Below are 25,068 nucleotides of genomic sequence, written 5' to 3' on the forward strand. Positions count from 1 at the left end.
CTAAACGGGGGTGCTTTAAGAGGTAGCGATGCGCTGCCCGGTCTCTGGATCGAAGCGGTGTGCGGCGCTTTCATCAAAGGTCAATACAACCTCCTCGCCGCGCTGTGGCGGGGTGCCTTCGCAGCGCGCAACGAAACGCTCGCCACCCACCGTGGCGTAAACGAAGGATTCGGAACCCAATTCTTCAACTAGGTCGACCACGCCGCGCAGGCCCTCAGCGCCCTCATTGAGGTGCATGTTTTCCGGGCGCACGCCCAGGCGCTCGCCGTTGTGGTCAAAGATATTCATTGCAGGCGATCCGATAAAGCCAGCGACGAATTCGTTGGCTGGCTCCGCATAAAGCTCACGCGGTGGGGCAACCTGCTGCAATACGCCATCTTTTAACACCGCTACCCGGTGCCCCAGCGTCATCGCCTCGACCTGGTCGTGGGTGACATAGACCGTGGTGGTCCCAAGCCGCTGCTGCAGGCTCGCAAGCTCGGTACGAGTCTGCACGCGCAGCTTCGCATCCAGGTTAGAAAGCGGTTCATCCATGAGGAAGGCCTTAGGATTGCGCACGATGGCACGGCCCATGGCCACGCGCTGGCGCTGACCACCCGATAGGTCCTTGGGCTTGCGCTTGAGGAACTCGCTTAGGCCCAGCATGTCTGCTGCATCCTGGACCTTTTGCTTGATTTCAGCCTTCGAGAGCTTGGCCAGTTTGAGCGAAAAGCCCATGTTTTCTTCCACCGAAAGGTGCGGGTAGAGCGCATAATTTTGAAAAACCATCGCAATATCGCGATCGCCCGGTTCAAGGCCCGTGACATCCGCATCATCGATGAGAATCCGGCCACTAGAAATTGGTTCAAGGCCGGCCAGCGCGCGCAGCGTCGTGGACTTGCCGCAGCCAGACGGTCCCACCAAGACGAGGAACTCGCCGTCCGCGATTTCTAGGTCCAATTCCTTCACTGTGGGCGCCGCCGCGCCGGGGTAGGTGATATTTACCTTTTCAAAAGTGACCTTTGCCATGCGCAACACACTAGCACCACCGGCGGGCGGTATCTTGGAATCTATGACTGCACTTGATAAGCACCGCATCCGCACCGCCCTGGCAGAGGACTTCAGCACCATCGATTTTGTGGATCAGACCGGTTCCACCAATACCGACCTGATGCAGGCCACCAACGTTGCCGATGGCACCGTGCTGCTTGCCGATGAGCAGCTATCCGGCAAGGGCCGCCTCGGCCGGGCGTGGACGGCGCCCGCCGGATCCCAGGTGATCTTTTCCGTGCTGCTCTTGCCCGATTCCCTCGATTACTTGGGCACGCTTCCGCTGGCTGCGGGCCTGGCCGTGACCGATTCCATCGAGGGTTCCGTGCTCAAGTGGCCGAATGACGTGCATATAGATGGCAATAAACTCTGCGGCATCCTTGCCGAGGCCGGTCCGGTGGGCCAAGCCTTCAAGTCCGCTCCGAAGACCGAGCTCAACAAGACAGAACTCAATAAGACTGAGTTGAACAAGGCTGAGGTCAACAAAGCAGAAGTCAATAAAGCCGAGGTAAATAAGACCGTCGGCGGGCAGGCACCCTCCGCGCGCGTGGTCGTGGGTATGGGCATTAATGTCACACTCACCCGCGAGGAATTACCCATCGAAAGGGCCACCTCGCTGGCGCTTGAAGGCCGCGATACCGACCGCACCGAGCTGGCTATTACCGTGCTGAAAAACCTGCGCCGCCGCATTACGCAGTGGGAAAACCAGGATCCGCAGCTTATGCAGGATTACCGCGCGGTGTGCTCATCCATTGACCAGGAGGTGCGGTTGGAGACCCCGACTGGCGATGTCATCGGCCGCGTCGAGGGCATCGGCGATGACGGCCGCATTAACGTCGCGGGCGAGTACTACTCCGCCGGCGACGTGACGCATCTGCGCCCGGCACGATAGGTACTGCGCGGCGGGTGCTGCGGAGTCCGCGTGGTCTGAGCAGCACGGCCTCGCACTGGTACTATCCATGGCTATGGGATTGATGAAGATGGGCCAAGGCGAGGTAAAGCGCGCGGATGTATCCGCGCCGTTTCGCGCGCTCGTTTTCCCATTCTTGGAGCTCATCCTCATCACCGGCGTGCTGTGGATTGCCATCGGCTGGTGCGATGCCCAGGGAGTAGATCCGATGTTGCGCAATGGGCTCGTCGTCTTGTGGGCTGGGCTGAGCACGTGGCGCTTCCTTATTCCTTTATATAGGGCCCGCCGCAAGCGGTTCATCGTGACCAACCGCCGCGTCATCGTGCGAGAGGGCCGCCACATCGATTCGATTCCGCTGGAAGATATTCGCGGCGCCCGCAAGCGCCGCGGCGGCATTTCCATTGCACTCAACGGTTGGGACAGGGCCATGTATTTTCCCACCGTGGCCAAGTCAAAGCAGGTGGCGGAGATTATTAATGATCGCCCCTGGTTTTAACCTCGGTCGAGTGCAATTGCTTATCTAGGTCCTCCGGTGCGAGATTAGCGCTGCTGAATTCTTGGGTCAACGGAAGACGCAGTTCTAAATCGGAACCGGGGCAGAGCTCGATTTTCGCTTCATCCACGGTGTAATCCAGCACATGTCCGCCGGACTTACGCGCGGCGTCGATAAAGTGCACGTGGCAGCCGGGCACCGAAATCCCGCGCTCGTATACGGGAGTGCGGAAGCCACCGATGACGCCTTCGACATCGCTAAAGTGCAGCTCTTTATCGCCGCCGACCGCCTTGGTCATTGGGGGATAGGGCTTGGTTTGTTTGACCACGGTGCGCGTTGAGACCTCAGAAAACCTGCCCGTGATGCGGACGGCATACATGTAGTTGGCGGAAGGCCCTATCTCGTCGATGAAGGCGGAAAGCTCGTCGCGGCGCAGGCCCCGTGGGGCATCGACAAGAATGCGCGGCACAAAGTTGGTGGCCACGGAATAAGGAGTCTGCTGGTCCAAGTCCGCAACCCGCGCGGAGCCATCGCCGCGCAGCTGGTAGCAGGTCCCGTCCAAGATGATCATTTCACCATCGAGGCCGTTAAAGGTACCGATGCCAAAATTGCCCTTTCCTAGCAGCTCAGAGATGGTCATCTCGCCGTCATAAATGCCATCAAGGAGGGCGCTCATGAGGGAGTTCTGGAAGATCGAATGACGGGTAAACATGGTATCCAAGCTAATATTGTGGGCGTGAGTGTCTCAAAACCTATTGTAACTGTCTGTGGCGATGGTCAGCTGGCGCGCATGATGCAGCCTGCCGCCGCTGAACTCGATATTCATCTGCGGATTCTTGCTGGTAGCCCGGATTCTTCTACCGCGCAGGTTACCCCGGATATCGTGGTGGGCGATTACCACAAGTACGAGGACCTGCTCGCGGCAGCCCGCGGCGCGGATGCGGTTACCTTCGAGCATGAGCATGTGCCCAATGAGCATTCCGCCGCGCTTATCGATGCCTCCTTCAACGTCCAGCCCCAGCCCAGCGCCCTGCGCTATGCCCAGGACAAGCTGGACATGCGCGAAAAGCTTTCCGCTCTGGGGGCGCCCGTCCCGCGGTTTAGCGCCATCGAATCCGTCGCCGATGCCCGCGCTTTTTTCGATGCCGTAGACGGGCGCGTGTGCCTCAAGGCCCGCCGCGGTGGCTATGACGGCAAGGGCGTGTGGTTTCCCTCGGATGCCGATCTTGATGAGCTCGTCGCCGAGCTATTAGATGCCGGCACGCCGCTCATGGCCGAAGAGAAGGTGGATCTGACCCGCGAGCTGTCCATCTTGGTAGCGCGTCGCCCATCCGGTGAAGCCAAGGTCTGGCCCATTACCCAGTCCCGCCAGGCCAACGGCATCTGTGCCGAGGCCATCGCGCCCGCGCCCGATCTCTCGCCTGAGCTGGCAGAACGCGCCTCTGCGCTGGGGCTGAGCATTGCCGAATCCCTCGGCGTGACCGGCGTGCTGGCCGTGGAACTTTTCGCCTTCAACGGTGAGAATGGCGAGGACATCTCCGTTAATGAATTGGCCATGCGCCCGCACAATACCGGCCACTGGACCCAGGATGGCTGCGTGACCTCGCAGTTCGAACAGCACCTGCGCGCCGTACTCGACCTGCCTTTGGGCGCGGTGGATGCCCTCGCTCCGGTGACCGTGATGGCCAACGTGCTCGGTGCGGACGAAGACCCCAAGATGCCCATGCCGCAGCGCGTGCGCGAGGTCATGGAGCGCTTCCCACACGCCAAGATTCACCTGTACGGCAAGGACCACCGCGCTGGCCGCAAGATCGGCCACGTCAATGTCGCTGGTACATCGCTCGATGAGACCCACGATGCCGCCCGCCAGGCCGCGCACTTTCTGATGCACGCAACCTGGGCATAACTCTTAAAACCTAGAAAGGACATTATGGAACCGCAGGTAGGAATCATTATGGGCTCGGATTCGGATTGGCCCACCGTCGAACCCGCAGCGGAAGTCCTCGCGGACTTCGGCATCCCCTTTGAGGTTGGCGTGGTCAGCGCCCACCGTACCCCGGAAAAGATGTTGGCCTACGCCAAGGGCGCACACTCCCGCGGCCTTAAAGCCATCATCGCCTGTGCCGGTGGCGCCGCCCACCTGCCAGGCATGGTTGCTGCGGCCACGCCGTTGCCCGTTATCGGCATTCCGCGCGCACTCAAGGATCTCGATGGCCTAGACTCCCTGCTTTCTATCGTGCAGATGCCTAGCGGCGTTCCCGTGGCCACCGTCTCCATCGGCGGCGCAAAGAACGCCGGTCTGCTGGCCGTCCGCATCCTGGGCGCCGGAGACCCAGCGCTGCAAGACAAGATGGTTGCCTACCAAGAAAAGATGGCAGAAGAAGTCGAACAGAAGGATAAGAACCTGCGCTCGAAGTTGCTAGGGGAGTAGCCCCTAGTACTCTGCGTCCAAAACAACCGCGTTTCTCCAATTTGGGGTCTGATTTTTAGAGGAATGCGGTTGTTTTAGGCGTTTTTGTATGGCGTGCGTAGGTTTTCTGGCATCCAGGGCGTTGATCGGGCGGCGCTGCGTCCAAAACAACCGCGATTGTTCATTTTTTTGGCCAGATATTTAGAGGAACGCGGTTATTATGGACGCCTCAAGGCTGGGGTCGGTGGCACGTGGCCCTGCGAATCCGCGCTGCCTCACTTACAATTCCACTCGGGGCGTAACTGTTTCGAGGGGGGAGTAGATGAAGGAACTTTTAGTATCGGGGTTGAATCAAAGGCAACTGCGGTCCGGTCTGGCCAGCGGCAAGATAATTAAAATTCGCCGTGGGTTGTATACGTGGCGGAAACCTACGCCATTCGAGCTCGCTCGCATCGTGCATGAAAAATGGCCTGGAATAATGCTCGCGGGGAAATCTGCGGTTGAGCTCTATTCCAAGAAGGAACTGACCTTTCCGCTGCATTGTGCCTACGAGCACCCGCTGGCGAACTCTACTTGGTTAAAGGTGCAGCGTACGCGGCAGACAACGACCTTTAGCCAGGATGGCGTTCCTGTTCAGAATCCACTATTGGCTGCGGGAGAGGTAGGTGAAGCGGAAGCGCTGGCGATGCTAGAAGCGCGCTATCAGACGCGACGCGGGAAACAAGCCCTAGAGAAGGAATGGGGCGCTATCTCTCGGGTACCGGCAAGGGTCAAAGAACTGGTGAAAAAGGCCGCCATCGGTGCCGATAGTGAAGTGGAGAGGAAGGTGGCCCGCGCATTGCAGAAGCGCGGTAAAAAGGTGCAGGTTAACCATCAAATCGGTCCGTACCTGTGGGACATTGTGGTGGGTAAGGTGGCGGTAGAGATTGATGGTTACGACTACCACAAGGCTGAAGACCTAGGTACCTTCATTAAGGACCGGTGGAAGGGAAATAACGCTGCGTTGAAAGGCTATACGGTGTTGCGGTACTCGGGGAGCTGCGTGAAGCACCACTTAGTTGATGTAGTGCAGCAAATAATCGAAGCAGACGAGGGCCACACCAACTTCACGTCGCACGTTCACAAGCCCGTGTGGCAGTGGCATTGGATTCTCGCCGGATTTGAGTCCGAACCAATCTACGGCTAGATACCACCGAACGCAGTTCTATTCTTGCGTTACCTCTGGCAACCTCGAAGAGGTCGTGGGATAGGACGGCTGGGCGCCGGCGCTAGTGGCGGCAAAGGCACCGACGCGGTCGGCGAAGGTGGCGGCATCGACAAGCGTGGCGCCTGCAAGGAGCTTGGTACAAAATGCACCGGCAAAGGCATCGCCGGCGCCGGTGGTATCGACCGCGGTGATCTGTGGGGTGGGGATATCCGTGTTGGATTCGGGCGTTGCCACGTAGGCGCCTTCGGCCCCGAGGGTCAGCACCACCGATTTAAAGCCGGCGGAAACCAGGCGGTGGGCGAGCTCGCGCGGGGTGCCGGTGGAAGAAAGGCCCAGTTGCTCAAGGATGAGGCCAGCCTCGTGCTCGTTGGCCATGAGGGGATCGGCCTGCAGGAGCGCGTCGCGGTCCACCTCGATGACTGGGGCGAGGTTGACGACTACGCGTCCTTGGGCGGCATCGACTGCGGCTTTGAAACCGGAGGCGGGGATTTCGCCCTGGAGCAGGACCACGTCCGCATCGGCGATGGTGGATTGGCGGGCGGTGACGAAGGGGGCATCGACAAGAGCGTTCGCGCCGGGGGAGATGACGATGGTGTTTTCGCCATCGGCGGAGACCGTGATGACCGCCAAGCCGGTAGTGGTATCGGCCTGTTCCACCGCGTTGAGGTCGATGCCGGAGCTGTGCATGTAGTGCATGGCGGGCTCGGCGTAGGGATCGGAGCCGACCGCGCCGACGAAAGCTACATTGGCGCCCAATTGCGCAGCGGCGACCGCTTGGTTTGCGCCCTTGCCGCCAGCGAGGATCTCGCCGCCGGAGCCCAGCAGGGTTTCGCCGGGGTGCGGGTGGCGTTCGGCGTGGACAATAAGGTCAGCATTAATCGAGCCGACGACGGTGAGCTTGCTCATTGGAAATCCTCCTATGAATCGGATTCTACGGTGAATGCGGTGGACATGCGGGGGATATATCGCGTATCGATTATTGATCCTTGAGGCAGGCGCCTATTTTTGATGGCCGCGATGAGTTCTGCGGTGGCTATCTTGCCCATGTGATCGACGTTTTGGTCCACTACGGATATGGGTGCCGGCTGGAAGCGCAGGTAAATGAAGTCATCGAAACCGACGAGTGCGACTTCCTCTCCAATGGCCTTGCCGGAATTATGACAGGCTTCTAATGCGCCTGCAGTCATCATCGAATCAGCGGCGACGATGGCCGTAACCCCTGCATTAAGTAGTTCGATTGCACCCTTGTATCCCTCTCGGTGCCGGAAGCTGCCGTGGTGAATGTGGATATTAAGGTCGCGAGCCGCTTCTGTGAATACAGCGAGGCGCTGCCTGCCGGTAGAGGTTTCTTGGGGGCCGGAAAGATAGCCAATCGAGGTATGGCCTTTGTCCTTGAGCTGCGCAATTGCCCTGTGCATTCCCGGACTGGGATCAGAAATCACGGCGGGAAATTCTCCGAGTGTTCGGTCAATCAATAGCAACGGCCGATGGGAGTGGGCTTGGTCAATCGCCTCTTCTGCGCCATCGAGGGGAACAGTAATTATTCCATCGACCTGCCGCTGCGTGAGGGCATCGAGGGCGCGTTCCAAACGCGCAGGATCCTCGCCGCAACTAGTAATCATGGTGGCAAAACCGTGTGCATTAGCCTCTTGCTCAATTGCGGCGGCCATGGCGGCGAAATACGAGTTGTCCAGGCTTGGTATGACGAGGCCGATGGCATTGGACCGTGCGTTGCGCAGCGCGCGTGCCTGGGCATTTGGGCGGTAATTGAGCTGTTCAGCTGCCTGTTTTACGCGCGTGCGGGTGGCTACGGAAATAGCTGGGTTTCCTGCCAGTGCGCGCGAGGCGGTGGAAATGGACACCCCAGCAGCAGCGGCTACGTGCTTGAGGGTGGTTGCGGCCATTTCGGTTCCTAGGGGTAGAGCAGCTTCGACGGGGTGTGCAATCGATTGCACACTTATGTTTCAATTTACGGTTCAGTACCTGTGCCTGTCAAGGGTTCGCGCCGGTCTAAGCTAATGAGCATGGAAAATTCCCCACGAGATCCGCTCCTTGTTTTGGGCTCCCGGGTTACCCACGGTCATCCAGGCGCCATGCTGCGATCGCGTTTGGATAAGACGCTCGAACTCTATTCTGGGCAGACGGTCATCGTCTCTGGCCGCGGGGAAGCGGGCGCGATGGCCGAATACCTAATCCAGCGGGGTGTTGATCCTCGGGATGTGCTCGTGGAACCGGTTGCTACCAGTACAAATGAGAACCTAGAAAACGCGCACAGCCTCGCACCAGATGCCGTATTGCAGGTGGTCACCAACGATTTCCATGCCCTGCGCACCGCATTGTGGGCCTGGCATTTGGGCATTGCAATAACCGTTCACTCCGCGCGCACGCCGTGGCTGTCGATGCCGCGCAATTACCTGCGCGAGCTTGCGGCGACCCCGCATTCCGCGGCGCGAATCCTGTGGCGGCGACTGCGGAGGTAACCGAGGCTATACCACTTTGAGTGCCTTACTGATCCCGCTTTGCAAGGTAGGCCGAGATTGCTTCATGGGGTGGGCAATGGCGCGCAGCCCCATATACGCAATCTGATCGGCGGCGCGATTGAGCGGATCTCCGGCATGCCCGAGTACCCTGCGGATGTCCACTTCGCAGGTGCCTTCAAGGTCGCCCCAGGCCTGTTGGAAACGGGAACGCGCGCCAGACGAGACACCGCGCCACCTGCGTCCAGACCGTGCCGCCTTGGAGCCCTTCTTGTGCAGGATATGGTTGACCGCGTCCAGTGCCGCGACGGAATCGGATTCGATCACGGCCTTCGTTGCACCTACCTTGAGCAGGTACTTTAACGCGAGCGTGAGCGCTTCAAGCTCCAGTTCGTCCGTGCTAGCTTTCGTCTCGCGGGTGCGCAGGCGGTAGTCACCGTTTCCCGCCACGAAACACATTGAGCCCTTGAACACGGTATCGGAGGAGGCATCGGTGGCGATGCGCACCACCGCGCCCGCCGGCCACGACGTCGTGTGCGAGAAGTTGGGCCACCATTTCGCCTCTGGTGTTTCGACCTGGTTGGTTTCCTTCTTCTTCGGGGCCTCGCCCAGCTTGCGGGCCTTCCGTGCGGTCAAACCAGCTTGTTTGCGGCGTGCGGAGCTCGCGCTTGCCGATGCCCGATTCTCCCCCGCAAAGCTCCCCGTCACCGTATAGCCGCGCTTCTCGAGTGTCGCTCGCAGCGCATTTTGCCTACGCCCGGTGACAATCCAGGTGCGTCCATCTATTCCGTGCAAGGCCCGCTGTAGCTCGTTTACTGCAACTTTGACGATATCGCCTTTTTTGATCTGGCCTTTGCGCACGAAGCGTGCCTGCGGGGTGTTGACCGCGATGACCCACCCCTCGATAGTTCCGTCCTCCGCTGAGTCCCAGCGTTCATCCCACAACGCGATCGCCACATGCACCGGCGCAGACACCATGTTCTTGGTAATTTTGCGGGTGCCGTAGGTGCGCGATTGCGTGCCGGTGAGTGCTGAGAGCTCGAGGGGTTCCATTGGTACTAGTAAATCACGCCCCATTCCAGCTGTGAGCTGCACGCGCCTGATGTGGGCTCGATTCGTGAAGGTTCTCGATAGTTCTAGTACTCGTTGCCGCCAGTCTCGCAACAGTGCCACAAAAGAGCTGTGCAACGGATTGTTCAGGAAGCTGCGCAAAGGCCCCTTCAGGAAGCTCCGAAATGGGCTGTGCAAAGGCCCCTTCAGGTTGCTCCGCAACCGGTTGCTCAAAGGCCTCTTTAGGTTGCTCCGCAAAAGTGCAGGGTCCCATGCAACATTTGAAGAAGATTTGCGATATTTGAGGCGCTAGTTTGCTCAGTTATTGCAGTGGAGGATGACCATAGGAGGCTGACCATAGGAGGCTGACCCTCCAACCCCTGACTGAAAGCGGCCGACTACCTAGCCTTCCGCAACAGATGCTGGCCGTCCGCTCCGTGGACCGTCACCCGTTCGGTGCAGATTGCCGGCGGAGAGCTCAGAATGTGACCATTTGGAGCATCACGCCCGGCAGTTTCTCTAGGAAGCCGCGAAGATAAAGAGCATGTTAAATCATGAGTTAATTAATCTTCGTTACGCAGGTTCAACTAGTCCTTACTATCCCGCGCTGTACACGGGCGAATTAAAGCGAGTCGCTCCATGGATTGCAGTGAAAACAACGACGTGGGAAAGCTGGCCATGGCATAAGCAACAGCTTGCCCTTACTTTAGCGGCCGGCCTAAGTGCGCACCGAGCGTCATTGGTGGCTAAGTCGGCTGCGCGTATTTGGGGAATTTGGGTAATTCCGCGGAGAAATGAGGTCGTCGAACTCGCTTCACCTTCAGGAAGTATCCCACCGAAAACGCACTGGCCGCGAAAGTACTACCGAATGTCACGTATAGGGGAGACATCGGTGGAAAGGTCTGGGGTTCGGGTGACGAATCCGGCGCGGACGTGCTTGGATATCGCCAGGCTACATGGGTTTGCGGAGGGGCTTGTTGCGGTCGATTCCGCATTGCGTGCGGGCCTAGTTTCGGTAGAAGAACTAAAGGAAACCCGGGCAGTAATGGCTCGGATGAAGGGGCCTCTCCCCATGAAAATGGTGGTGGAGCATGCGTATGCCGGTTCTGAATCACCGTACGAGTCGCTGTTGCGGGCGTTAATTATTGAAAAGATTCCCTCGGCCACTGTGTACCCACAATTTCGCGTATTGGGAAAGTACCGGGCTGACTTATGCATCGATGGGTGGCTCATTATTGAGGTCGACGGGGATACCAAGTACGACGGTACTTATGGGAAAGCGCCGGAAACAGTGGTCAAGGAACAGATGCGCCGGCAACGAGAAATCGAAAACCAGCGATTTACGGTATTGAGGTTTGGGCCAAAAGAGCTGGTTAATGACCCGAATAGGGTCGTAGAGACAATAGTTGAATACCTGGGGCGAAAGACGGGAAAAGTAGCGTAGATCACCCCCGTGGTACCCCTAGCTATAGATGTTGTTGAACAACCTCCGTAATAGCAATTATGATGATGCGAATCACAATTAAGAGAGACCGGCGTCACGAAAGGTGAGACTAGTGAGTGCTGAAAAACAGGCTTCCGCCCCGTCACCGGCGGGGGCGGAGGCGGATGCGAAAACCCCGCCCAAGGGCATTGGCGCCATGGCGGGAGCCATGTTCCTCATGGCTACCTCGGCCATTGGCCCGGGCTTTTTGACCCAGACTTCGGTCTTTACCGTCCAGATGGGCGCTTCTTTTGCCTTCGCTATCGCGCTGTCCATCTTGGTGGACATTGCCATCCAGCTCAATGTGTGGCGCGTGCTCTGCGTGACGGGAATGCGCGCCAATACCTTGGGCAATACCGTCCTGCCCGGTCTAGGTTGGGTGCTCGCCGGCTTCGTCTTTTTCGGCGGGGCGATTTTTAATATCGGTAATATCGCCGGCGCAGGCTTGGGCTTGAACGCGATGCTGGGCATCGATGCGCGCATCGGCGGCGTCATTGCGGCGGCGATTGCGGTGTTTATCTTCCTCTCCCGCCGCGCCGGAATGGCGCTGGACCGCCTCGTGGCCGCCCTGGGCGCGGTGATGATCCTGCTCATGTTGTACGTGGCCATCGTCAGCCAGCCGCCGGTAGGGGAGGCGCTGAAGAATACAGTCGCGCCGGGTGAAATCGATTTCTTCGTTATCACCACCATCATCGGCGGCACCGTCGGTGGCTATATCACTTTCGCCGGCGCGCACCGGTTGATCGATGCGGGCTTATCTGGCGTTGAAAACGTGAAGAACATTACGCGGACCTCCGTTAGCGGCATCATCGTCACCGGTATTATGCGCATGCTGCTCTTCTTGGCGGTATTGGGCGTGGTGACTACCGGCGTCACGCTAAAAGAAAATAATACTGCCGCCGATGCCTTCTACCACGCGGCCGGTGAATTCGGTCTCCGCGCATTCGGCATGGTGCTCTTTGCTGCGGGCCTATCTTCCGTCATCGGTGCCGCTTATACCTCGGTATCCTTCGTGACCACCCAGGAAACTTCGGCCCGGACTCGGAATATCTTCACCGTCATCTTCATTACGGTCTGTACGGTCATTTTTGTAATAATCAACTCCGCGCCGCAAAAGCTCTTGATCTTCGCCGGTGCGATTAACGGGCTCATCCTTCCCATCGGCTTCGCGCTGGTGATGTGGGTGGCTTGGCGCCGCAAGGATCTGCTGCAGGGCTATAAGTACCCAAAGTGGCTCCTAATCCTTGGCGGCCTGGCCTGGCTGCTTACCATCTTCATCGGCCTCCGAGCAGTCTCAGGAATCACAGCGATATGGGCATAATGCACACGCCAGAAGAGGTGCGCGAGTTCGCGCGCACCCACGAGATGACCACCACCGCCGCGCATGCGCGGGGATACATGCAGGCCAACCTGCTCTCGCTGCCCAGCGCATACGCCTTCGACTTCCTGCTTTTTGCCCAGCGCAATCCCAAGCCGTGCCCCATCGTCGGCGTGCTTGAGGCGGGACAGTACACCTCTGATCTCCTGCCTGGCGGCGATATCCGCACCGATATCCCGGCCTATCGCATCTTTGAGCATGGTGAGCACACGGCCACGCTTGCCGATGCCACCTCCTATTACACCCCCGACATGGTCAGCTTCCTTATCGGCTGCTCGTTTACCTTTGAAACGGCGCTGGTGGATGCGGGTATCGAGATCGCGCATATTAAGCAGCAGCGCAATGTGCCGATGTACCGGACGAATATCCCTACTACTCCTGCGGGCGTATTCTCCGGACCGATGGTGGTATCGATGCGCCCGATTCCGGCATCGCAGGTCTCCGATGCGGTGCGCATTACCTCTCGCTATCCGTCCGTGCATGGCGCTCCGGTGCACGTGGGGGATCCGGCGGCTATCGGTATTGCGGATTTAGCGCACCCGGACTTTGGTGATGCGGTGGACATTCCAGAAGGTTGCCTGCCCGTCTTTTGGGCGTGTGGGGTTACCCCGCAGGCCATCGTGATGGAATCAAAGCCAGATCTGGCTATTTCCCATGCCCCGGGCAAGATGCTGGTGACCAATGCCCGCGATGCGGAGTACCTCATCCCTTAGGTATTGACCCCGCCGCTTAATTAGTCCGTGAAGGATAAGATGGTATCGCAAGTTTCTAAGAGGCTATCGCGCAAGTGTGTGGTGGCCTCTTCGCGTTTTCCATCCGCGATGAGCGTGGCCACATCCACGTTGCCTTGAATGTGCTCGGCGTGCAGCTGTGGGTAGCGGGGGATGACCAATAAAAAGGTAAGCCGCATGCGCGCGAGCAGGTTGCTCATCTGCTCATCCAAGGTGGGGGAACCCAGCCCTGCCACCAGGGCTTGGTGGAAGCGCTGGTTAATGGAGGAGACTTCCTGGTGCTTATCGCGCCTCGCGCACTCGAAGGCGGAGGAGGCGAGGGAGATAAGCGAGGGGGCATCGGCAAACGCGCCCCAGCGCGCCGCGGCCGGCTCGATGGCGGCGCGGGCGGCGAATAAATCGCGGATATAGGCGGCATCCGGGGTGGCGATGAAGACGCCGCGGTGGGGGATGCGCTCGACCAGGCGCTCGGCGGCGAGCGTGGTGAAAGCCTCGCGGAGGGTATTGCGGGAGCAACCGAATTGCTCGGCCACCTTTACCTCGCTGAGCTGCTCGCCGGGCTGAAAATTGCCGGCCGACATCTCTTGGCGCAAAGCGGTGGCGACGGACTGGGAAAGCATGACCCTCACCTTACTGAATGGGTGAGGCGTCAACGGCCATTCCGTATGACTTAAAGATCTAAAAGTTCTAAAGAGGTGGCAAAGTTCTAAAGGATCTAAATGGAAGCTCTGGCATAGTGATTCTGGATAAGAATCCTTTTCGCCCCAGTTTCGGCGCGTCGCCGGTGCAGCTGGCCGGGCGCGAATTTGAAATTAGCTCGTTTAACTATGGGCTCGTGGGCGGCGTGGGCAGCATGCAGCGCGCCTTGCTGGTGTCCTGTTGACTGTCGATGAGGTGCAAGCGGCTTCCGTGGATGAGCTTGCACAGCTCGCAACCGCCATCCAGGATCTCATTCGCGACGAATACGATATCGCCTTCGCCGCCGCGGGATTGACGTTTGGGGTAGAAGAACTTTTGGAGCATGAGGGCACCACCTTTTTGCGCCGCGCTCAAAGGCTGGATTTGGGGCTGCTTGATGATGCCACCGTAGCCGATACCCTGCACAGCACCGCTACCGCGGCTGGGCGCGGTTTCAGCGAGCACGCTTTAAAAGAGGCGACCGCATTGGTGCAGGGCTATCCGTACCTATTGCAGCTGGTCGGCGCTTTGGCGTGGACCCGTGCGGTACTCGATGGGGCGGATGCCATCGAGGAGCGTCACGTGTCCTCCATTGCGCGCGAGATTCCAGCGCACATGGGCAACCAGGTGCACAGGATTGCGTTGAAGAATGTTCCTGACGCCCAGCGCGCTTTTCTCAACGCCATGGCGGAGCTGGAAACCGAACACGGCGCTGATATTCCCACCGGTGCCATCGCCGCGAGCCTGGGCAAGACTCCCAATGCCATTTTCATGGCCCGCAAGCTGCTTTTAGAACGCGATCTCATCGCTAGCCGCCGCTATGGAACCGTGCGTTTCCTCTTGCCCTACCTTGGCGAGTATTTGCACGGCCAGGCGCCCAGGTAGGTGCGCGGGCCCACCGGCAGGCAGCATGCGCTAGTCGATGGTCGCAATCACCGTCGCGGAATCCAGGCGGTCGCCCTCTTCAGCAAGGATCTTGATGGTGCCGCCGCGCGGGGCCTTGATGGCAGATTCCATCTTCATGGCCTCAACCGTGGCGATGGAATCTCCTTCGGAGACGCTATCGCCATCGGATACATTCCAGGCCACGAGGTTGGCCTCGAAGGGGGAGGTGACCGCGTTATCGTCGGTGGACTGCGCCCCGGCAGTGGAGGGGGCGGTGGCACCGGAATCACCCGCGGCGCCCGCGCCGGCGCCGGCACCGGCACCAGCGAGGAAGTCCATGGGCACGCCGATATTGACGAGCTTGCCATCGATTTCTACCGCGACCGTCCGGCGCTTGGTGTAGATTGCTTCGACCTTGTCTACCTGGTTGGCGGCAGAAGGCCGGTAGTTGTGATCCAGCCAGTCAGTAAAGACGCCGATTTCGCTGGCGCCGGCATCGGCCTCGGCGGAAGACGCGGTGCCAATAAGCGCTGGCTCGTCCATCATGTCGCGGTGGAAGGGCAGCACGGTGCGCACGCCGGAGACATCGAATTCGCGCAGCGCCTGGCGCGAGCGGACGAGGGCCACCTCGCGCGTGGGGCCCCAGACGATGAGCTTGGCGATGAGCGAGTCATAGTACGGCGGGATAATGGAACCCGAGCGGACAGCAGAATCGACGCGGATGCCGGGGCCGGTGGGCGGCTCGAAGGAGACGATGGTGCCGGGGCAGGGGGCAAAGCCGTTGAGGATGTCCTCGGCATTGATGCGGAACTCGAAGGCGTGGCCGGTGGAGGCTGGATCCTCAGCGATGGAAAGGGGCTCGCCCGCGGCGATGCGGAATTGCTCGGCGATGATATCTGTGCCGGTAACCACCTCGGTCACGGGGTGTTCGACCTGGACGCGGGTATTGACTTCCAAGAAGGAGATGGTGCCATCCTCGGAAACGATGTACTCCACGGTGCCGGCTCCGGTATAGCCCACGTGGGAGCAGATGGAGCGGGCGCCTTCGATGATGCCGGTGCGCTGGGCATCGGAAAGCGCGGGCGCCGGGGCCTCCTCGATGAGCTTTTGGAAGCGGCGCTGGGTGGAGCAATCGCGGGTGCCCAGCACGCGAACGTTGCCGTGGGTATCCGCCAAGACCTGCGCTTCTACGTGGCGCGGGTGGGTAAGGAACTTCTCCACGTAGCACTCGGCGCGGCCGAATGCCTCCATGGCCTCGCGCCCGGCGGAGTTGAAAGCGCCCTCGATTTCATCCATGGAGTCCACGACCTTGAGTCCGCGCCCGCCGCCGCCATAAGCGGCCTTGATGGCAATCGGCAGGCCGTGCTCCTCGGCGAAGGCGCGGGCCTCCTGCCAATCATCAATGGGATCGGAGGTGCCCGGAGCCAGGGGCGCGCCGACCTCTTCGGCCACGCGGCGGGCGGCAATCTTATCGCCCAAAAGCTCGATGGATTCCGGCGAGGGGCCGATCCAGATCATGCCGGCATCGGTGACGGTGCGGGCAAAGTCGGCGTTTTCGGAGAGGAAACCGTAGCCCGGGTGGATAGCATCCGCACCGGCGCGCACTGCAATATCCAGTAGCGCCGGGATATTCATATAGGTATCGGCGGCGGTATTGCCGGGCAGCGCATAGGCTTCATCGGCAACCTGGGTGTGCAGGGCGCCGGCGTCGGCCTCGGAATAAATGGCGATGGATTTAATGCCCAAGTCGCGGGCCACGCGGGCGATGCGCACGGCGATTTCGCCGCGGTTAGCAATGAAGACGGTTTTAATCTGCATTTTCTTCTCCAGTATTTAAAGCTTGGGGTGTCACGAGGCGGAAGGTCACGCGCGCGCCGGGCGGGAGCTGCGCGCCGATGTCGATATCTTCCTCCAGCACGGTGGCGATGACGGGGTAGCCGCCGGTGACCGCGTGGTCGCGCAGGAAGACCACCGGCTTGCCATTCGGCGGGATCTGGATGGAACCGGCCACCATTCCCTCAGAGGGGAGCTCGCCGTCTTTCACGCGCTGCACGGTGATATCGGAAGTCTCTGCGCTGCCTTTAGCCCCGGAAAGCCGCAGGCCAACGCGGTTGGAATCAGAGGAAACGACCCATTCGGTATCCAGGAAGGTGGAGATATTATCGCCAAACCAGTCATCGCGCGGGCCCAGCACGCAGCGCAGCGTCGCGCGCGTTTTTCCGGCGGAGTCAGCGGATACGCGCAGGGGGTTGACCAATTGTGCATCCGTCATGCCGGTGGAGCGCGGCAGCACACCGATGACATCGCCGGTGGTGACGGGATCGGGGCCGAGGCCGGAGAGGACGTCGGTGGCAGAGGAGCCGAGCTCGGACTCGGCAATGATGCCGCCGCGAATGGCCACGTAGTTGCGCATACCCACCGTTGCGGCACCGACCGTCACAGTCTGGCCGGCGGTTACGAGCACCGGGCGGGCGAGGTGCACGGGCATCTCACCCAGGCGAACGCGCGCGGTGGCGCCGGTAACGCAGATGACGGTATCGGTAAGCGCGCGCAGCTTAATGCCGCCGATATTTTCTAGCACCGTCGCGCCCCGCGGATTGCCCACGGCAACGTTCGCGGTTGCCGCGGCGGCGTGGTCGGCGGCACCGGACGGGGTCACGCCGAGGTCGCCCACACCGGGGCGGCCTAGGTCTTGATAAAGCGTGAGCAGGCCCGCATCGAGGACCTCCATGCGGGGCAGGCGGGCCGGCGAGCGCTTGGATTCCGCGCTGCGATCCACCAAGTCCGGCAGCTCGTCCACGGCGCGGTAGCGCACGCGGTCACCGGGCTGCACCAGCGCGGGCGGGTTCGCGTGCGAATCCCACATCGGGGTATTGGTGGTACCGAGCAGCTGCCAGCCGCCTGGCGAAACGCGCGGGTAGACCGCAGAGAATTCGCCCGCGATGCCCACGGCGCCAGCCGGAACGGCCGTGCGCGGATCGGAGCGGCGTGGCACGGCCTTGGCCTGGGCCGGATCGGAAGGCGCGCAGTAGGTAAAACCGGGGGCAAAACCACCAAAGGCGGCGGTCCATTCGGCAGAGGTATGCCAGTCAATCAAGGCCTCGCGCGACATGCCGAGGAGCTCGGCGGCGGCGTCGACGTCTTCGCCATCGTAAAGCACGTCGATGTCTACCGTGCGCGCTTCCTTCGCGGTAGCGGCGGCAGGGGAGAAGTCTGCCAGAAACTCTGCGGCCGCGCGCGCGGAATTAGGCGCCTCAAAGGTAATGAGCAACGTGGTGGCGGCGGCAATGCAATCCACCTGATTCTTCAGCGGTTTAGCGGACAGCGCCGCATGCCACGCCATGACCTGTTCAAGCCCGTCCAAATCAATGAGCAGGGCGCGGGTGCCAACGAAGTGAATATGCGGCATTAGATAAAGCTCCGAATGTCGATTCCTTCCGCGCTGAGGCGCTCGACCACACCGCGCAGCAGTTTCACGGAGCCCGGCGAGTCACCGTGGGTGCACACGGATTGGGCATCCACATCGAGCGTGGTGCCATCGATGGCGGTAATGGAGCCGGTTTGGGCGACTTCAAGCACGCGCTTGACGACATCCCCTTCATCCCCCATCACCGCATTGTCCTGCTTGCGTGAGACCAGCGTGCCATCCGGGTTGTAGTTGCGATCCGCGAAGGCCTCGCGGATGACGGTGAGGCCTTGCGATTCTGCGATATCGACCGCGAGGCCGCCCGGCAGCAGCATCACGGGGAGGTCACCGAAGGCCTTGATGCCTGCGATAACTCCCTTGGCTTGTGCTTCGTCTTTGACGATGGTGTTGTACATCGCGCCGTGCGGCTTCACATAAGACACCCGCGTGCCATTGGCGCGCGCCAGCGCATCGAGCGCACCAATTTGGTAGGTGACCTCGTCCGCGAGCTCCGCTGCATTGTAGTCGATGAAGCGGCGGCCAAAGCCGGCCGGATCGTTATAGCCCACGTGTGCTCCGACCGTGACTCCCGCACGCGCCGCAGCCTTCAGGGTCTGGGCAATGGAGTGCGGATCACCGGCGTGGAAGCCGGTGGCGACATTGGCGGAGGAGACCATCTCCAGCATCGCGGCATCATCGGCTACCGGGTTGCCGGCGGTGGTTTCACCCAAGTCCGCGTTGAGATCAATGTGGAGCGAAGCCATTCAACACCATCCTTAATTGTTGAACAATAAGTGTGGTTCCAAGTGTAACCCGTGCCACTGCCATTTGTGAAGGCGGTTACTCTTTGGGCGGAGTGGTGTCGATAGAACAGCTCCTCTCAGGAGCGGCCGTGGGCAAGGAAGAAAACTAAGACTCCACGGCGGCTTGGGGTTCGACCTGGAGGACAGAGGAGATGATCCCTTCTGCTTCTTCACAGGAGCTGGCCTCGTGCAGCTGGGCGCGGAAATCCTCCTTCATGATGGCGCGGGCGAGGGTGGACAGCAGCTTTAAGTGCTGTTTTCCGGCGTCATCGGGAACGGCGATAAGGAACGCTAAAGTCGTGGGCTCTTCGCCGCTTGCCCAGGTGATACCGCCCTCGGGAAGCCGGGCGAAGGCCAGAGTTGGTGCGGAAACTCCGGCGGAACGAGCGTGCGGGATGGCCACGCCGTGGCCCACGCCGGTGGAGTGTTGGGCCTCGCGGTTCAGGGCGGCATCGGCAACCGCGGCGGCGTCGTTAATGCGGCCATCGGCGGCGGCGAGGGAAACGAGCGACTTGATGACGTCCTTCGGATCGGAACCGAGCGGTTCATCGAGGCTGATAGTAGAGGTACCGAGAAGAGGGAGCACTGCGGGTGACTCCGTTTCCTTGTCTGTTTCCGGGGAGCGCTGTGTCAGGCGAATGAGCAGGAGCATGAGCGCGGCACACACGGCAACGCCGCAGAGCATGGACAGGAAGAACCACGCCACTTGATCCACCGCGCCGAGGACGGCGACGATGGGGCCACCGTGCATGACATGATCTTGGACCCCGAACGCGCCCGCCATCGCACCGGCGACGGCACCACCGGCGACGTTGGCCGGGATGACCTGCAGGGGACGCGCCGCCGCTAGGGGAATGGCGCCTTCGGTGATGCCGAAAAATCCCATGAATAGCGCGGCGATACCGGAATCCTTTTCCGCCTTATTGAACCAACCGCGGCGCAGGAGGGTGGACACGCCCACTGCGAGCGGCGGAACCGCAATCGCGGCGGCGGCCATACCCATCGGGGCTGCATTCCCCGCGGCGATCATGCCGCCGCCAAACAGGAAGGCTGTCTTATTGAAGGGCCCGCCCATATCGAAGGCGATCATCGCACCAATGATAAGACCCAGCACAATCGCAGACGAGCCCTGCAGCCCACCGAGGTATTCGGTCATGGCCTCGAAGGCGCTGGCAATCGGCGCGCCGATGAAATAGATGAAGGCCAAGCCCACTATCAGCGTGGTGAAAATCGGGATGACGATAATCGGCCAAATCGGCGCGATGAATTTGTGCACCGGAATCTTCTTGATTGCAAGGGCCACGTAGCCGGAGAGGATACCGGTGACGATACCTCCCAAGAATCCGGCTCCGGCCTCGGACCCGTACAGCGAACCGGTCGTGGCGATGAGCCCGGTGATAAGCCCTGGCGCTAACCCCGGCCTATCCGCGATGCCAACGGCAATGTAACCAGACAAGACCGGCACCATCAGCGAAAATGCCAGGCCACCAAGTTCATTGAGCGTATTCCAGAAGCTATCTTCAGGAATCGACAGCCCCTCCGGCGTGGGCGTGCCGCCCAAGGACAGCGCCACGGCGATGAGCAATCCGCCGGTAACCACGAAGGGAATCATGTGGGAAACGCCATTCATCAGCGCCTTGTACATGGTCTGCCCAATACCGCGCAGCCCAGCATCTCCCGCAGCGTCCTCCGCCTCGCTTTCCGATGCCCCGTTATCCTCACCCTTCCACGCTGCTGCCTCCAAGGACTTGGTTAACAGCCGCTCTGGGTGCTTGATGGCCTCGTCCACACCGGTTGCCACCAAGCGCTTGCCGTGGAATCGGTCCTTCGCGATGGTCGTATCGGCACCGATAACAATCGAATCGGCTTCCTCGATGTCTTGTGTACTGAAGTTGCCCTCCACTCCGATGGAACCGTGCGTTTCAATCTTGATGCGGTAGCCCAGCTTTTTGGCGGCGGCCTCCAAGTTCTCGGCGGCCATATAGGTATGGGCGATACCCGTTGGGCACGCCGTGATGGCGAGAATGAAAGGCGAAGAATCTGATGTGCTCATACTCTTATTAAAGGCACCCGTGTAAACGAGCACAAGGAAAAGGGGAGGTTCTTTGCGCAGAGTCCGCTGTATGGGGGCCTATGCGCGGGAGCCAATGCGCAGTGCCCGATGTACAACCTCTTCTGTGCAGGGTCTTATGCGCAACCTCCTATGCGCATCCTCCTCTGCGTCAATTGAAGGCGCGATGCGATTTTTGAGGGGCGACTTTGCTCAAAATGAGCATGGGACCTATAGCATCGCGGAGATCGAACGATTGTTGACCGGCGGTACCCTAGAAACAGAACCGAAACCGCCCGCATCTTGGGCACACGAATGAATCGTGCCCACTTGAACCGAAGAAAGCCGCATCGTGAGTACAGCATCGCCGGATAATATCCTGCTCTACCTGCCGAAAAAGCAGGAAGAGCAGATTCGGGAGATCTTTGCAGGTCTTGCCGAGCGCGGATTCCCCGTACAAAATCAGCGCCCGCATATTACGGTGACTTTCGCGCAGGAGATGGAGCCCCACGTTGTAGAGCTTGCCGCGGAGCTTTTACCGCCGGTCATTCCGGCGACGTTTCGGCGCGTGGGAAACGTCATCTTCGGCACGAAGAGGAAACGGACCGTGGCATGCTTATTAGAGACCAGCGATGAACTCGAAATGGCAGCGCGGAAGATTAGCGCCGCCAATCCTGAGGGCCGCGGTCCGCGCTGGACGCCGCACCTGACCATGGGCCTGCGCTTACCGCGCGAGGATGTGGGTGGCTATTTAACCGCGATGGATGAGCTGACGTCCTCGCATTTCAAGGAACTTAACGCAGTAGAAGCGGCGTATTGGCGCCCGCACACGCAAGAAAAGACGGTGCTAGCGGGAGGCTAGCCAGCGCGAAATCGATTTAACATATTGCGTATATACATCTAATACTCGCGGGATTGAATTGGAGACGATTCCCAAATCCACTTCAACGTATTGGTGAGTAATGACATTGCGCAAAGCCGCACTCTTATAGAAATCTTGCTCCAGGTCGGAGGGCAAAACGCCCGCGCGAATGAGATCTTCGAAACCGCGACGGCTATTAGAGTCCGCAACGTTTAAGGTCGTTGCCGCAATGTGTTGGTTAATATCCGTGGCAAGATCGATTACTTGCTGCAGCATGAAAAACACGGCATACATTTGTGAAAGGTCAGAGCGCAGTTCTTCCACGTCTGAATCCCGGTATTTTTCAAGTTCTCCAAGTATGCGCTGGAGGGAGACAAGCCTTTTGCGGATAGTGTCTGATTGAAAATCCCGTGGACTCATGACATTAAGCTCCTGAGCTCGAACTCGCGGCGGTACGCCGTATTGATGTACTCCCGTGCCGCCATCATTTGCAGCGTTCCATATTTGGTATTGGATGGATCGACCAAGAGGTCGCACTTTTGCAGAGCTTCATGCTGCGCCACCGTGTCCGCAGTATCCAGGCACATGAGATCGATGCCGTCGCCATAGCGGGAGTAAAACGCCGTGGCAACGTCGAGCACGTTCGGCCGGTCAGCTTTCGCACGCGAGAAATCGATCGAATAGGCAAGGTCAACATCATTCGCATTGGCGGCATTGACGTGCGCGCTGCCAAAAAGAACCAGCAGGTCAATGCCGGTATCCAAGCAGAATGACTCCAAGGACCCGTCATCGGCCTCGGCGCGCAACCGCGCGGCAAGCTGTGCTGGAGTGCTCATAACCATCACCTTACCAACGCCGTGAGCAGGCGGATGCACGAAGAATTGTACTGTGCCTAAAGCAGCGCCTGAATCTCGCGGGCGACGCGCAAAACGGTGAGGTCTTGGCCCGGCTTGCCGATGACCTGCACCGCATCACCCACCCCCGTGGTTTCCCTCGTGCGCAGCGGGATAGTGATCGCCGGCCAGCCCAAGACATTGAATGGCTCGGTCCAGCGGCGCAGGCTGCCAGCAGAATCCGCAGTATTTTCTGCAGTGATGTCGTCCCACCTGATGGGACCGGCGTCGAGGGTGGGGGCGAGGATGATGGGGGAGGCATCGACAAGCGTTAGTGCTTCCGTACGCAGTTGTTGTACCTGCTGCGCTGCAGCGTCGTATTCTGCCTGAGTAATATCCTGCCCGCCCAGGACGCGCTCCAAGATGACGCCCTGGTACTTATCCCGCTGATCGAGGTAGGGCTGGTGGACGGCGTAGGCCTCCTTGAGGCGCATCGGCGCGTAGAGCTTCGCGGTGGCAGCAATGGTGGATTCGAGCTGGGAGTAATCGAGGTCTTCTACGGCGGTGAACGTGGAATCCTGCAGCGCAGACAGCAGACCAGCAAAGCGCTCACCTTTGGTATTCAGCGCAGAGACATCGATGGTGGATACATTCTCGGCCGGCTCCGGTGTCTTATCCGCCGTTGCTAGCAGGGCCTGCTCGATGAGGTCGATGGAGCTGGCGAAGAATCCGATGCAATCGAAGCTTGGCGCGAAGGGGAAGACCCCATCGAGCGGGATCGTGCCGGTGGTTGGCTTAAATCCCAGCACGCCTTGGCTGGCGGCCGGGACACGCACAGAACCTGCGCTATCGGAACCCACCGTGAGATCGAGCGCTCCGCACGCAACCAGCGCCGCCGACCCAGAGCTGGATCCGCCGCCGCAGACCTGCGGATCACGCGGATTGATGACGCGGCCATACGCGGAGGCATCGCCCAAGATGCCATAGGAAAATTCCTGGAGGTTGGCCTTGGCCACGGGAATCGCGCCGGCATCCATTAGCCGCTGTGCCACCGTGGCATTCTGCGTTGGAGCCGGTCCCGTATCAACGTTGGTGCCACAGGTCGTTGGCACTCCGGCGATATCCACGATGTCTTTAAAGGCAACGGGTAATCCGTGCAGCGTAGGGGCAGTATCCACGGTGTCCTCATCAAAAGGGATGGTGGAAATTACCGCGTTAAACTCCTGCTGCGCGTGAGTCAGGCGGTCAGAAACTGTCGACATGGTGGGGCGAATTCCTTTCCACGACGGTTCATACCGTTTGCGGGGTGACTTGCTGCTTTCCAGGGTACAGCTGGTGAGCACGGAGGAAATGAAGCTGTGCCACACGATGAAACCGTGGCGGTCTTCACCGACCAAAAGTAGGCTCGAGACATGACGCGAAAAATTATTCTGGATTGCGACCCTGGCCACGATGATGCGGTAGCCCTGCTCTTGGCCATGGGAAACCCCAACATCGATCTGCTGGGCATTACCACTGTCGGCGGCAACCAGACCTTGGACAAGGTTGCCCGCAATGCCCTCGTGGTCAAGGAAATTGCCGGCCACCCAGAGATTCCTGTCTACGCCGGTTGCGATCGCCCGCTCGTGCGCCCCGTAGAAGTCGCTGAGGCGATCCACGGCTCCACCGGCATGGACGTCAACGGCGTCGATCTTCCGGAGCCCAGCACCGCGCTTGCCGATGCCCACGCCATCGACTTCATCATCGACACCGTCATGTCCCACGAACCCGGCACCATTACCTTGGTCCCAACGGGGCCGTTGACCAATATCGCTATGGCGGCGCGTAAAGAACCGCGCATCGTCGAGCGCGTCAAAGAGGTCGTGCTCATGGGCGGCGGCTACCACGAGGGCAATTGGTCCCCAGTCGCCGAATTCAATATCAAGATCGATCCTGAGGCAGCACATATCGTCTTCGAAGAGCCGTGGCTGGTCACCATGGTCGGGCTCGACCTTACCCACCAAGCACTAGCAACAGCCGAGGTCGAAGCTGCAATTAAGGCGTTGAATACACCCGTCTCGGACTTTGTTGTCGGACTCTTCGGTTTCTTCCGCGAGGCGTATCAGCAAAACCAAGGCTTTACGGATCCCCCGGTGCACGATCCGTGTACGGTGGCTTACCTCATCGATCCGAGCATCGTACAAACCCGCAAAGCGCCCGTCCATGTCGAGCTTGCCGGCGCACTTACCACCGGCATGACCGTGACTGACTTACGTGAACCCGCCGATGACAGCTGCCATACCCAAGTCGCTACCAAGTTGGATCACGCGGGGTTCTGGCGCTTGGTTACTGACGCGTTAAAGAACCTGGCCTAAAAGTGAGCCATTAGCCCTGTTACAGCCGC

26 protein-coding genes are annotated in these 25,068 nt (G+C 60.0%); 13 read left to right on the forward strand and 13 right to left on the reverse strand.

Annotated elements, in window-relative coordinates:
* Positions 1-15: 15 nt before the first annotated feature.
* Positions 16-1,008 carry an ABC transporter ATP-binding protein gene (locus MHX65_RS06490; protein ID WP_239269358.1) on the reverse strand — a complete coding sequence of 331 codons (993 nt, stop codon included), beginning with the start codon at positions 1,006-1,008 and terminating at the stop codon, positions 16-18.
* Between the two features lie 43 nt (positions 1,009-1,051).
* Between MHX65_RS06490 and MHX65_RS06495 the strand changes: the two genes are divergently transcribed.
* Complete coding sequence (locus tag MHX65_RS06495) at positions 1,052-1,921, forward strand: biotin--[acetyl-CoA-carboxylase] ligase (protein ID WP_239269359.1); 870 nt, start codon at positions 1,052-1,054, stop codon at positions 1,919-1,921.
* A gap of 73 nt (positions 1,922-1,994) precedes the next feature.
* Positions 1,995-2,435 (forward strand): hypothetical protein, encoded by a 441-nt coding sequence (locus MHX65_RS06500; RefSeq protein ID WP_239269360.1) that lies wholly within the window; start codon positions 1,995-1,997, stop codon positions 2,433-2,435.
* On the opposite strand, the gene budA is transcribed toward MHX65_RS06500, so the two are convergent.
* Entirely contained in the window at positions 2,413-3,144 is a 732-nt protein-coding gene (gene budA, locus MHX65_RS06505) for an acetolactate decarboxylase (RefSeq protein WP_239269361.1), read from the reverse strand. The genes MHX65_RS06500 and budA overlap by 23 nt on opposite strands.
* On the opposite strand from budA, the gene MHX65_RS06510 reads away from it, so the two are divergent.
* The 3 genes from MHX65_RS06510 to MHX65_RS06520 all read left to right on the forward strand — a co-directional run bounded on the left by MHX65_RS06510 (position 3,130) and on the right by MHX65_RS06520 (position 6,028).
* Positions 3,130-4,338, forward strand: coding sequence for a 5-(carboxyamino)imidazole ribonucleotide synthase (locus MHX65_RS06510; RefSeq protein ID WP_239269362.1), 1,209 nt, complete (start codon positions 3,130-3,132; stop codon positions 4,336-4,338). The two genes, budA and MHX65_RS06510, sit on opposite strands and share 15 nt — an antisense overlap.
* A 24-nt stretch (positions 4,339-4,362) precedes the next feature.
* A complete protein-coding gene (gene purE / locus MHX65_RS06515) occupies positions 4,363-4,863 on the forward strand; it encodes a 5-(carboxyamino)imidazole ribonucleotide mutase (RefSeq protein ID WP_239269363.1) in 501 nt (166 codons plus the stop codon).
* A gap of 301 nt (positions 4,864-5,164) precedes the next feature.
* Positions 5,165-6,028, forward strand: a complete 864-nt coding sequence (locus MHX65_RS06520) for an endonuclease domain-containing protein (protein ID WP_239269364.1) — start codon at positions 5,165-5,167, stop codon at positions 6,026-6,028.
* An 18-nt stretch (positions 6,029-6,046) separates the two neighbouring features.
* Here the strand turns inward: MHX65_RS06520 and MHX65_RS06525 are convergent, their stop codons facing one another.
* A complete protein-coding gene (locus tag MHX65_RS06525; protein WP_239269365.1) occupies positions 6,047-6,955 on the reverse strand; it encodes a ribokinase in 909 nt (302 codons plus the stop codon).
* Between the two features lie 11 nt (positions 6,956-6,966).
* Positions 6,967-7,953, reverse strand: coding sequence for a LacI family DNA-binding transcriptional regulator (locus tag MHX65_RS06530; RefSeq protein WP_239269366.1), 987 nt, complete (start codon positions 7,951-7,953; stop codon positions 6,967-6,969).
* Between the two features lie 120 nt (positions 7,954-8,073).
* Between MHX65_RS06530 and MHX65_RS06535 the strand changes: the two genes are divergently transcribed.
* Positions 8,074-8,529, forward strand: a complete 456-nt coding sequence (locus tag MHX65_RS06535; protein ID WP_239269367.1) for a YdcF family protein — start codon at positions 8,074-8,076, stop codon at positions 8,527-8,529.
* A 6-nt stretch (positions 8,530-8,535) separates the two neighbouring features.
* Here the strand turns inward: MHX65_RS06535 and MHX65_RS06540 are convergent, their stop codons facing one another.
* Positions 8,536-9,579 (reverse strand): RNase H family protein, encoded by a 1,044-nt coding sequence (locus MHX65_RS06540; RefSeq protein WP_239269368.1) that lies wholly within the window; start codon positions 9,577-9,579, stop codon positions 8,536-8,538.
* 541 nt (positions 9,580-10,120) lie between these two features.
* Here MHX65_RS06540 and MHX65_RS06545 point away from each other — a divergent pair.
* From MHX65_RS06545 to MHX65_RS06555, 3 genes are all read left to right on the forward strand, one after another.
* Complete coding sequence (locus MHX65_RS06545) at positions 10,121-11,020, forward strand: DUF559 domain-containing protein (RefSeq protein WP_239269369.1); 900 nt, start codon at positions 10,121-10,123, stop codon at positions 11,018-11,020.
* Positions 11,021-11,216: 196 nt separating this feature from the next.
* Positions 11,217-12,380: an NRAMP family divalent metal transporter gene (locus MHX65_RS06550; RefSeq protein ID WP_239269443.1), complete on the forward strand. Its 1,164-nt coding sequence runs from the start codon at positions 11,217-11,219 to the stop codon at positions 12,378-12,380.
* A complete protein-coding gene (locus MHX65_RS06555) occupies positions 12,371-13,150 on the forward strand; it encodes a putative hydro-lyase (protein ID WP_239269370.1) in 780 nt (259 codons plus the stop codon). The genes MHX65_RS06550 and MHX65_RS06555 overlap by 10 nt, the downstream gene beginning before the upstream one ends.
* A 20-nt stretch (positions 13,151-13,170) precedes the next feature.
* Here the strand turns inward: MHX65_RS06555 and MHX65_RS06560 are convergent, their stop codons facing one another.
* Entirely contained in the window at positions 13,171-13,788 is a 618-nt protein-coding gene (locus tag MHX65_RS06560; RefSeq protein WP_239269371.1) for a GntR family transcriptional regulator, read from the reverse strand.
* 116 nt (positions 13,789-13,904) lie between these two features.
* Between MHX65_RS06560 and MHX65_RS06565 the strand changes: the two genes are divergently transcribed.
* Together MHX65_RS06565 and MHX65_RS06570 are read left to right on the forward strand one after the other, a co-directional pair.
* On the forward strand, positions 13,905-14,051 hold the full coding sequence (locus MHX65_RS06565; RefSeq protein ID WP_239269372.1) for a hypothetical protein: 147 nt from the start codon (positions 13,905-13,907) through the stop codon (positions 14,049-14,051).
* The gene (locus MHX65_RS06570) at positions 14,048-14,731 is read left to right on the forward strand and encodes a hypothetical protein (protein WP_239269373.1); all 684 of its coding nucleotides are present in this window, start codon (positions 14,048-14,050) and stop codon (positions 14,729-14,731) included. The genes MHX65_RS06565 and MHX65_RS06570 overlap by 4 nt, the downstream gene beginning before the upstream one ends.
* A 30-nt stretch (positions 14,732-14,761) precedes the next feature.
* Here MHX65_RS06570 and MHX65_RS06575 read toward each other — a convergent pair whose 3' ends face one another.
* The 4 genes from MHX65_RS06575 to MHX65_RS06590 all read right to left on the reverse strand — a co-directional run bounded on the left by MHX65_RS06575 (position 14,762) and on the right by MHX65_RS06590 (position 20,993).
* Complete coding sequence (locus MHX65_RS06575) at positions 14,762-16,549, reverse strand: acetyl/propionyl/methylcrotonyl-CoA carboxylase subunit alpha (RefSeq protein ID WP_239269374.1); 1,788 nt, start codon at positions 16,547-16,549, stop codon at positions 14,762-14,764.
* Positions 16,539-18,140: a 5-oxoprolinase/urea amidolyase family protein gene (locus MHX65_RS06580; RefSeq protein ID WP_239269375.1), complete on the reverse strand. Its 1,602-nt coding sequence runs from the start codon at positions 18,138-18,140 to the stop codon at positions 16,539-16,541. Before MHX65_RS06580 ends, MHX65_RS06575 begins: the two co-directional genes overlap by 11 nt.
* A complete protein-coding gene (locus tag MHX65_RS06585) occupies positions 18,140-18,901 on the reverse strand; it encodes a LamB/YcsF family protein (protein WP_005277447.1) in 762 nt (253 codons plus the stop codon). The genes MHX65_RS06580 and MHX65_RS06585 overlap by 1 nt, the downstream gene beginning before the upstream one ends.
* 145 nt (positions 18,902-19,046) lie before the next feature.
* Complete coding sequence (locus MHX65_RS06590) at positions 19,047-20,993, reverse strand: fructose-specific PTS transporter subunit EIIC (RefSeq protein ID WP_239269376.1); 1,947 nt, start codon at positions 20,991-20,993, stop codon at positions 19,047-19,049.
* Between the two features lie 349 nt (positions 20,994-21,342).
* Between MHX65_RS06590 and MHX65_RS06595 the strand changes: the two genes are divergently transcribed.
* Entirely contained in the window at positions 21,343-21,852 is a 510-nt protein-coding gene (locus MHX65_RS06595) for a 2'-5' RNA ligase family protein (protein ID WP_239269377.1), read from the forward strand.
* Here MHX65_RS06595 and hepT read toward each other — a convergent pair.
* The 3 genes from hepT to MHX65_RS06610 are packed head-to-tail and all read right to left on the reverse strand — an operon-like array spanning position 21,838 to position 23,947.
* Entirely contained in the window at positions 21,838-22,272 is a 435-nt protein-coding gene (gene hepT / locus MHX65_RS06600) for a type VII toxin-antitoxin system HepT family RNase toxin (protein ID WP_239269378.1), read from the reverse strand. The genes MHX65_RS06595 and hepT overlap by 15 nt on opposite strands.
* On the reverse strand, positions 22,269-22,688 hold the full coding sequence (locus MHX65_RS06605) for a hypothetical protein (RefSeq protein ID WP_239269379.1): 420 nt from the start codon (positions 22,686-22,688) through the stop codon (positions 22,269-22,271). Before MHX65_RS06605 ends, hepT begins: the two co-directional genes overlap by 4 nt.
* A gap of 56 nt (positions 22,689-22,744) precedes the next feature.
* On the reverse strand, positions 22,745-23,947 hold the full coding sequence (locus MHX65_RS06610; protein WP_239269380.1) for an amidase: 1,203 nt from the start codon (positions 23,945-23,947) through the stop codon (positions 22,745-22,747).
* Positions 23,948-24,097: 150 nt separating this feature from the next.
* On the opposite strand from MHX65_RS06610, the gene uriH reads away from it, so the two are divergent.
* The gene (gene uriH, locus MHX65_RS06615; RefSeq protein WP_239269381.1) at positions 24,098-25,039 is read left to right on the forward strand and encodes a uridine-preferring nucleoside hydrolase UriH; all 942 of its coding nucleotides are present in this window, start codon (positions 24,098-24,100) and stop codon (positions 25,037-25,039) included.
* Positions 25,040-25,068 lie beyond the last annotated feature (29 nt).

Source organism: Corynebacterium sp. ACRPS, from assembly GCF_022346005.1.
In the GTDB taxonomy this organism is placed as follows: Bacteria; Actinomycetota; Actinomycetes; order Mycobacteriales; family Mycobacteriaceae; genus Corynebacterium.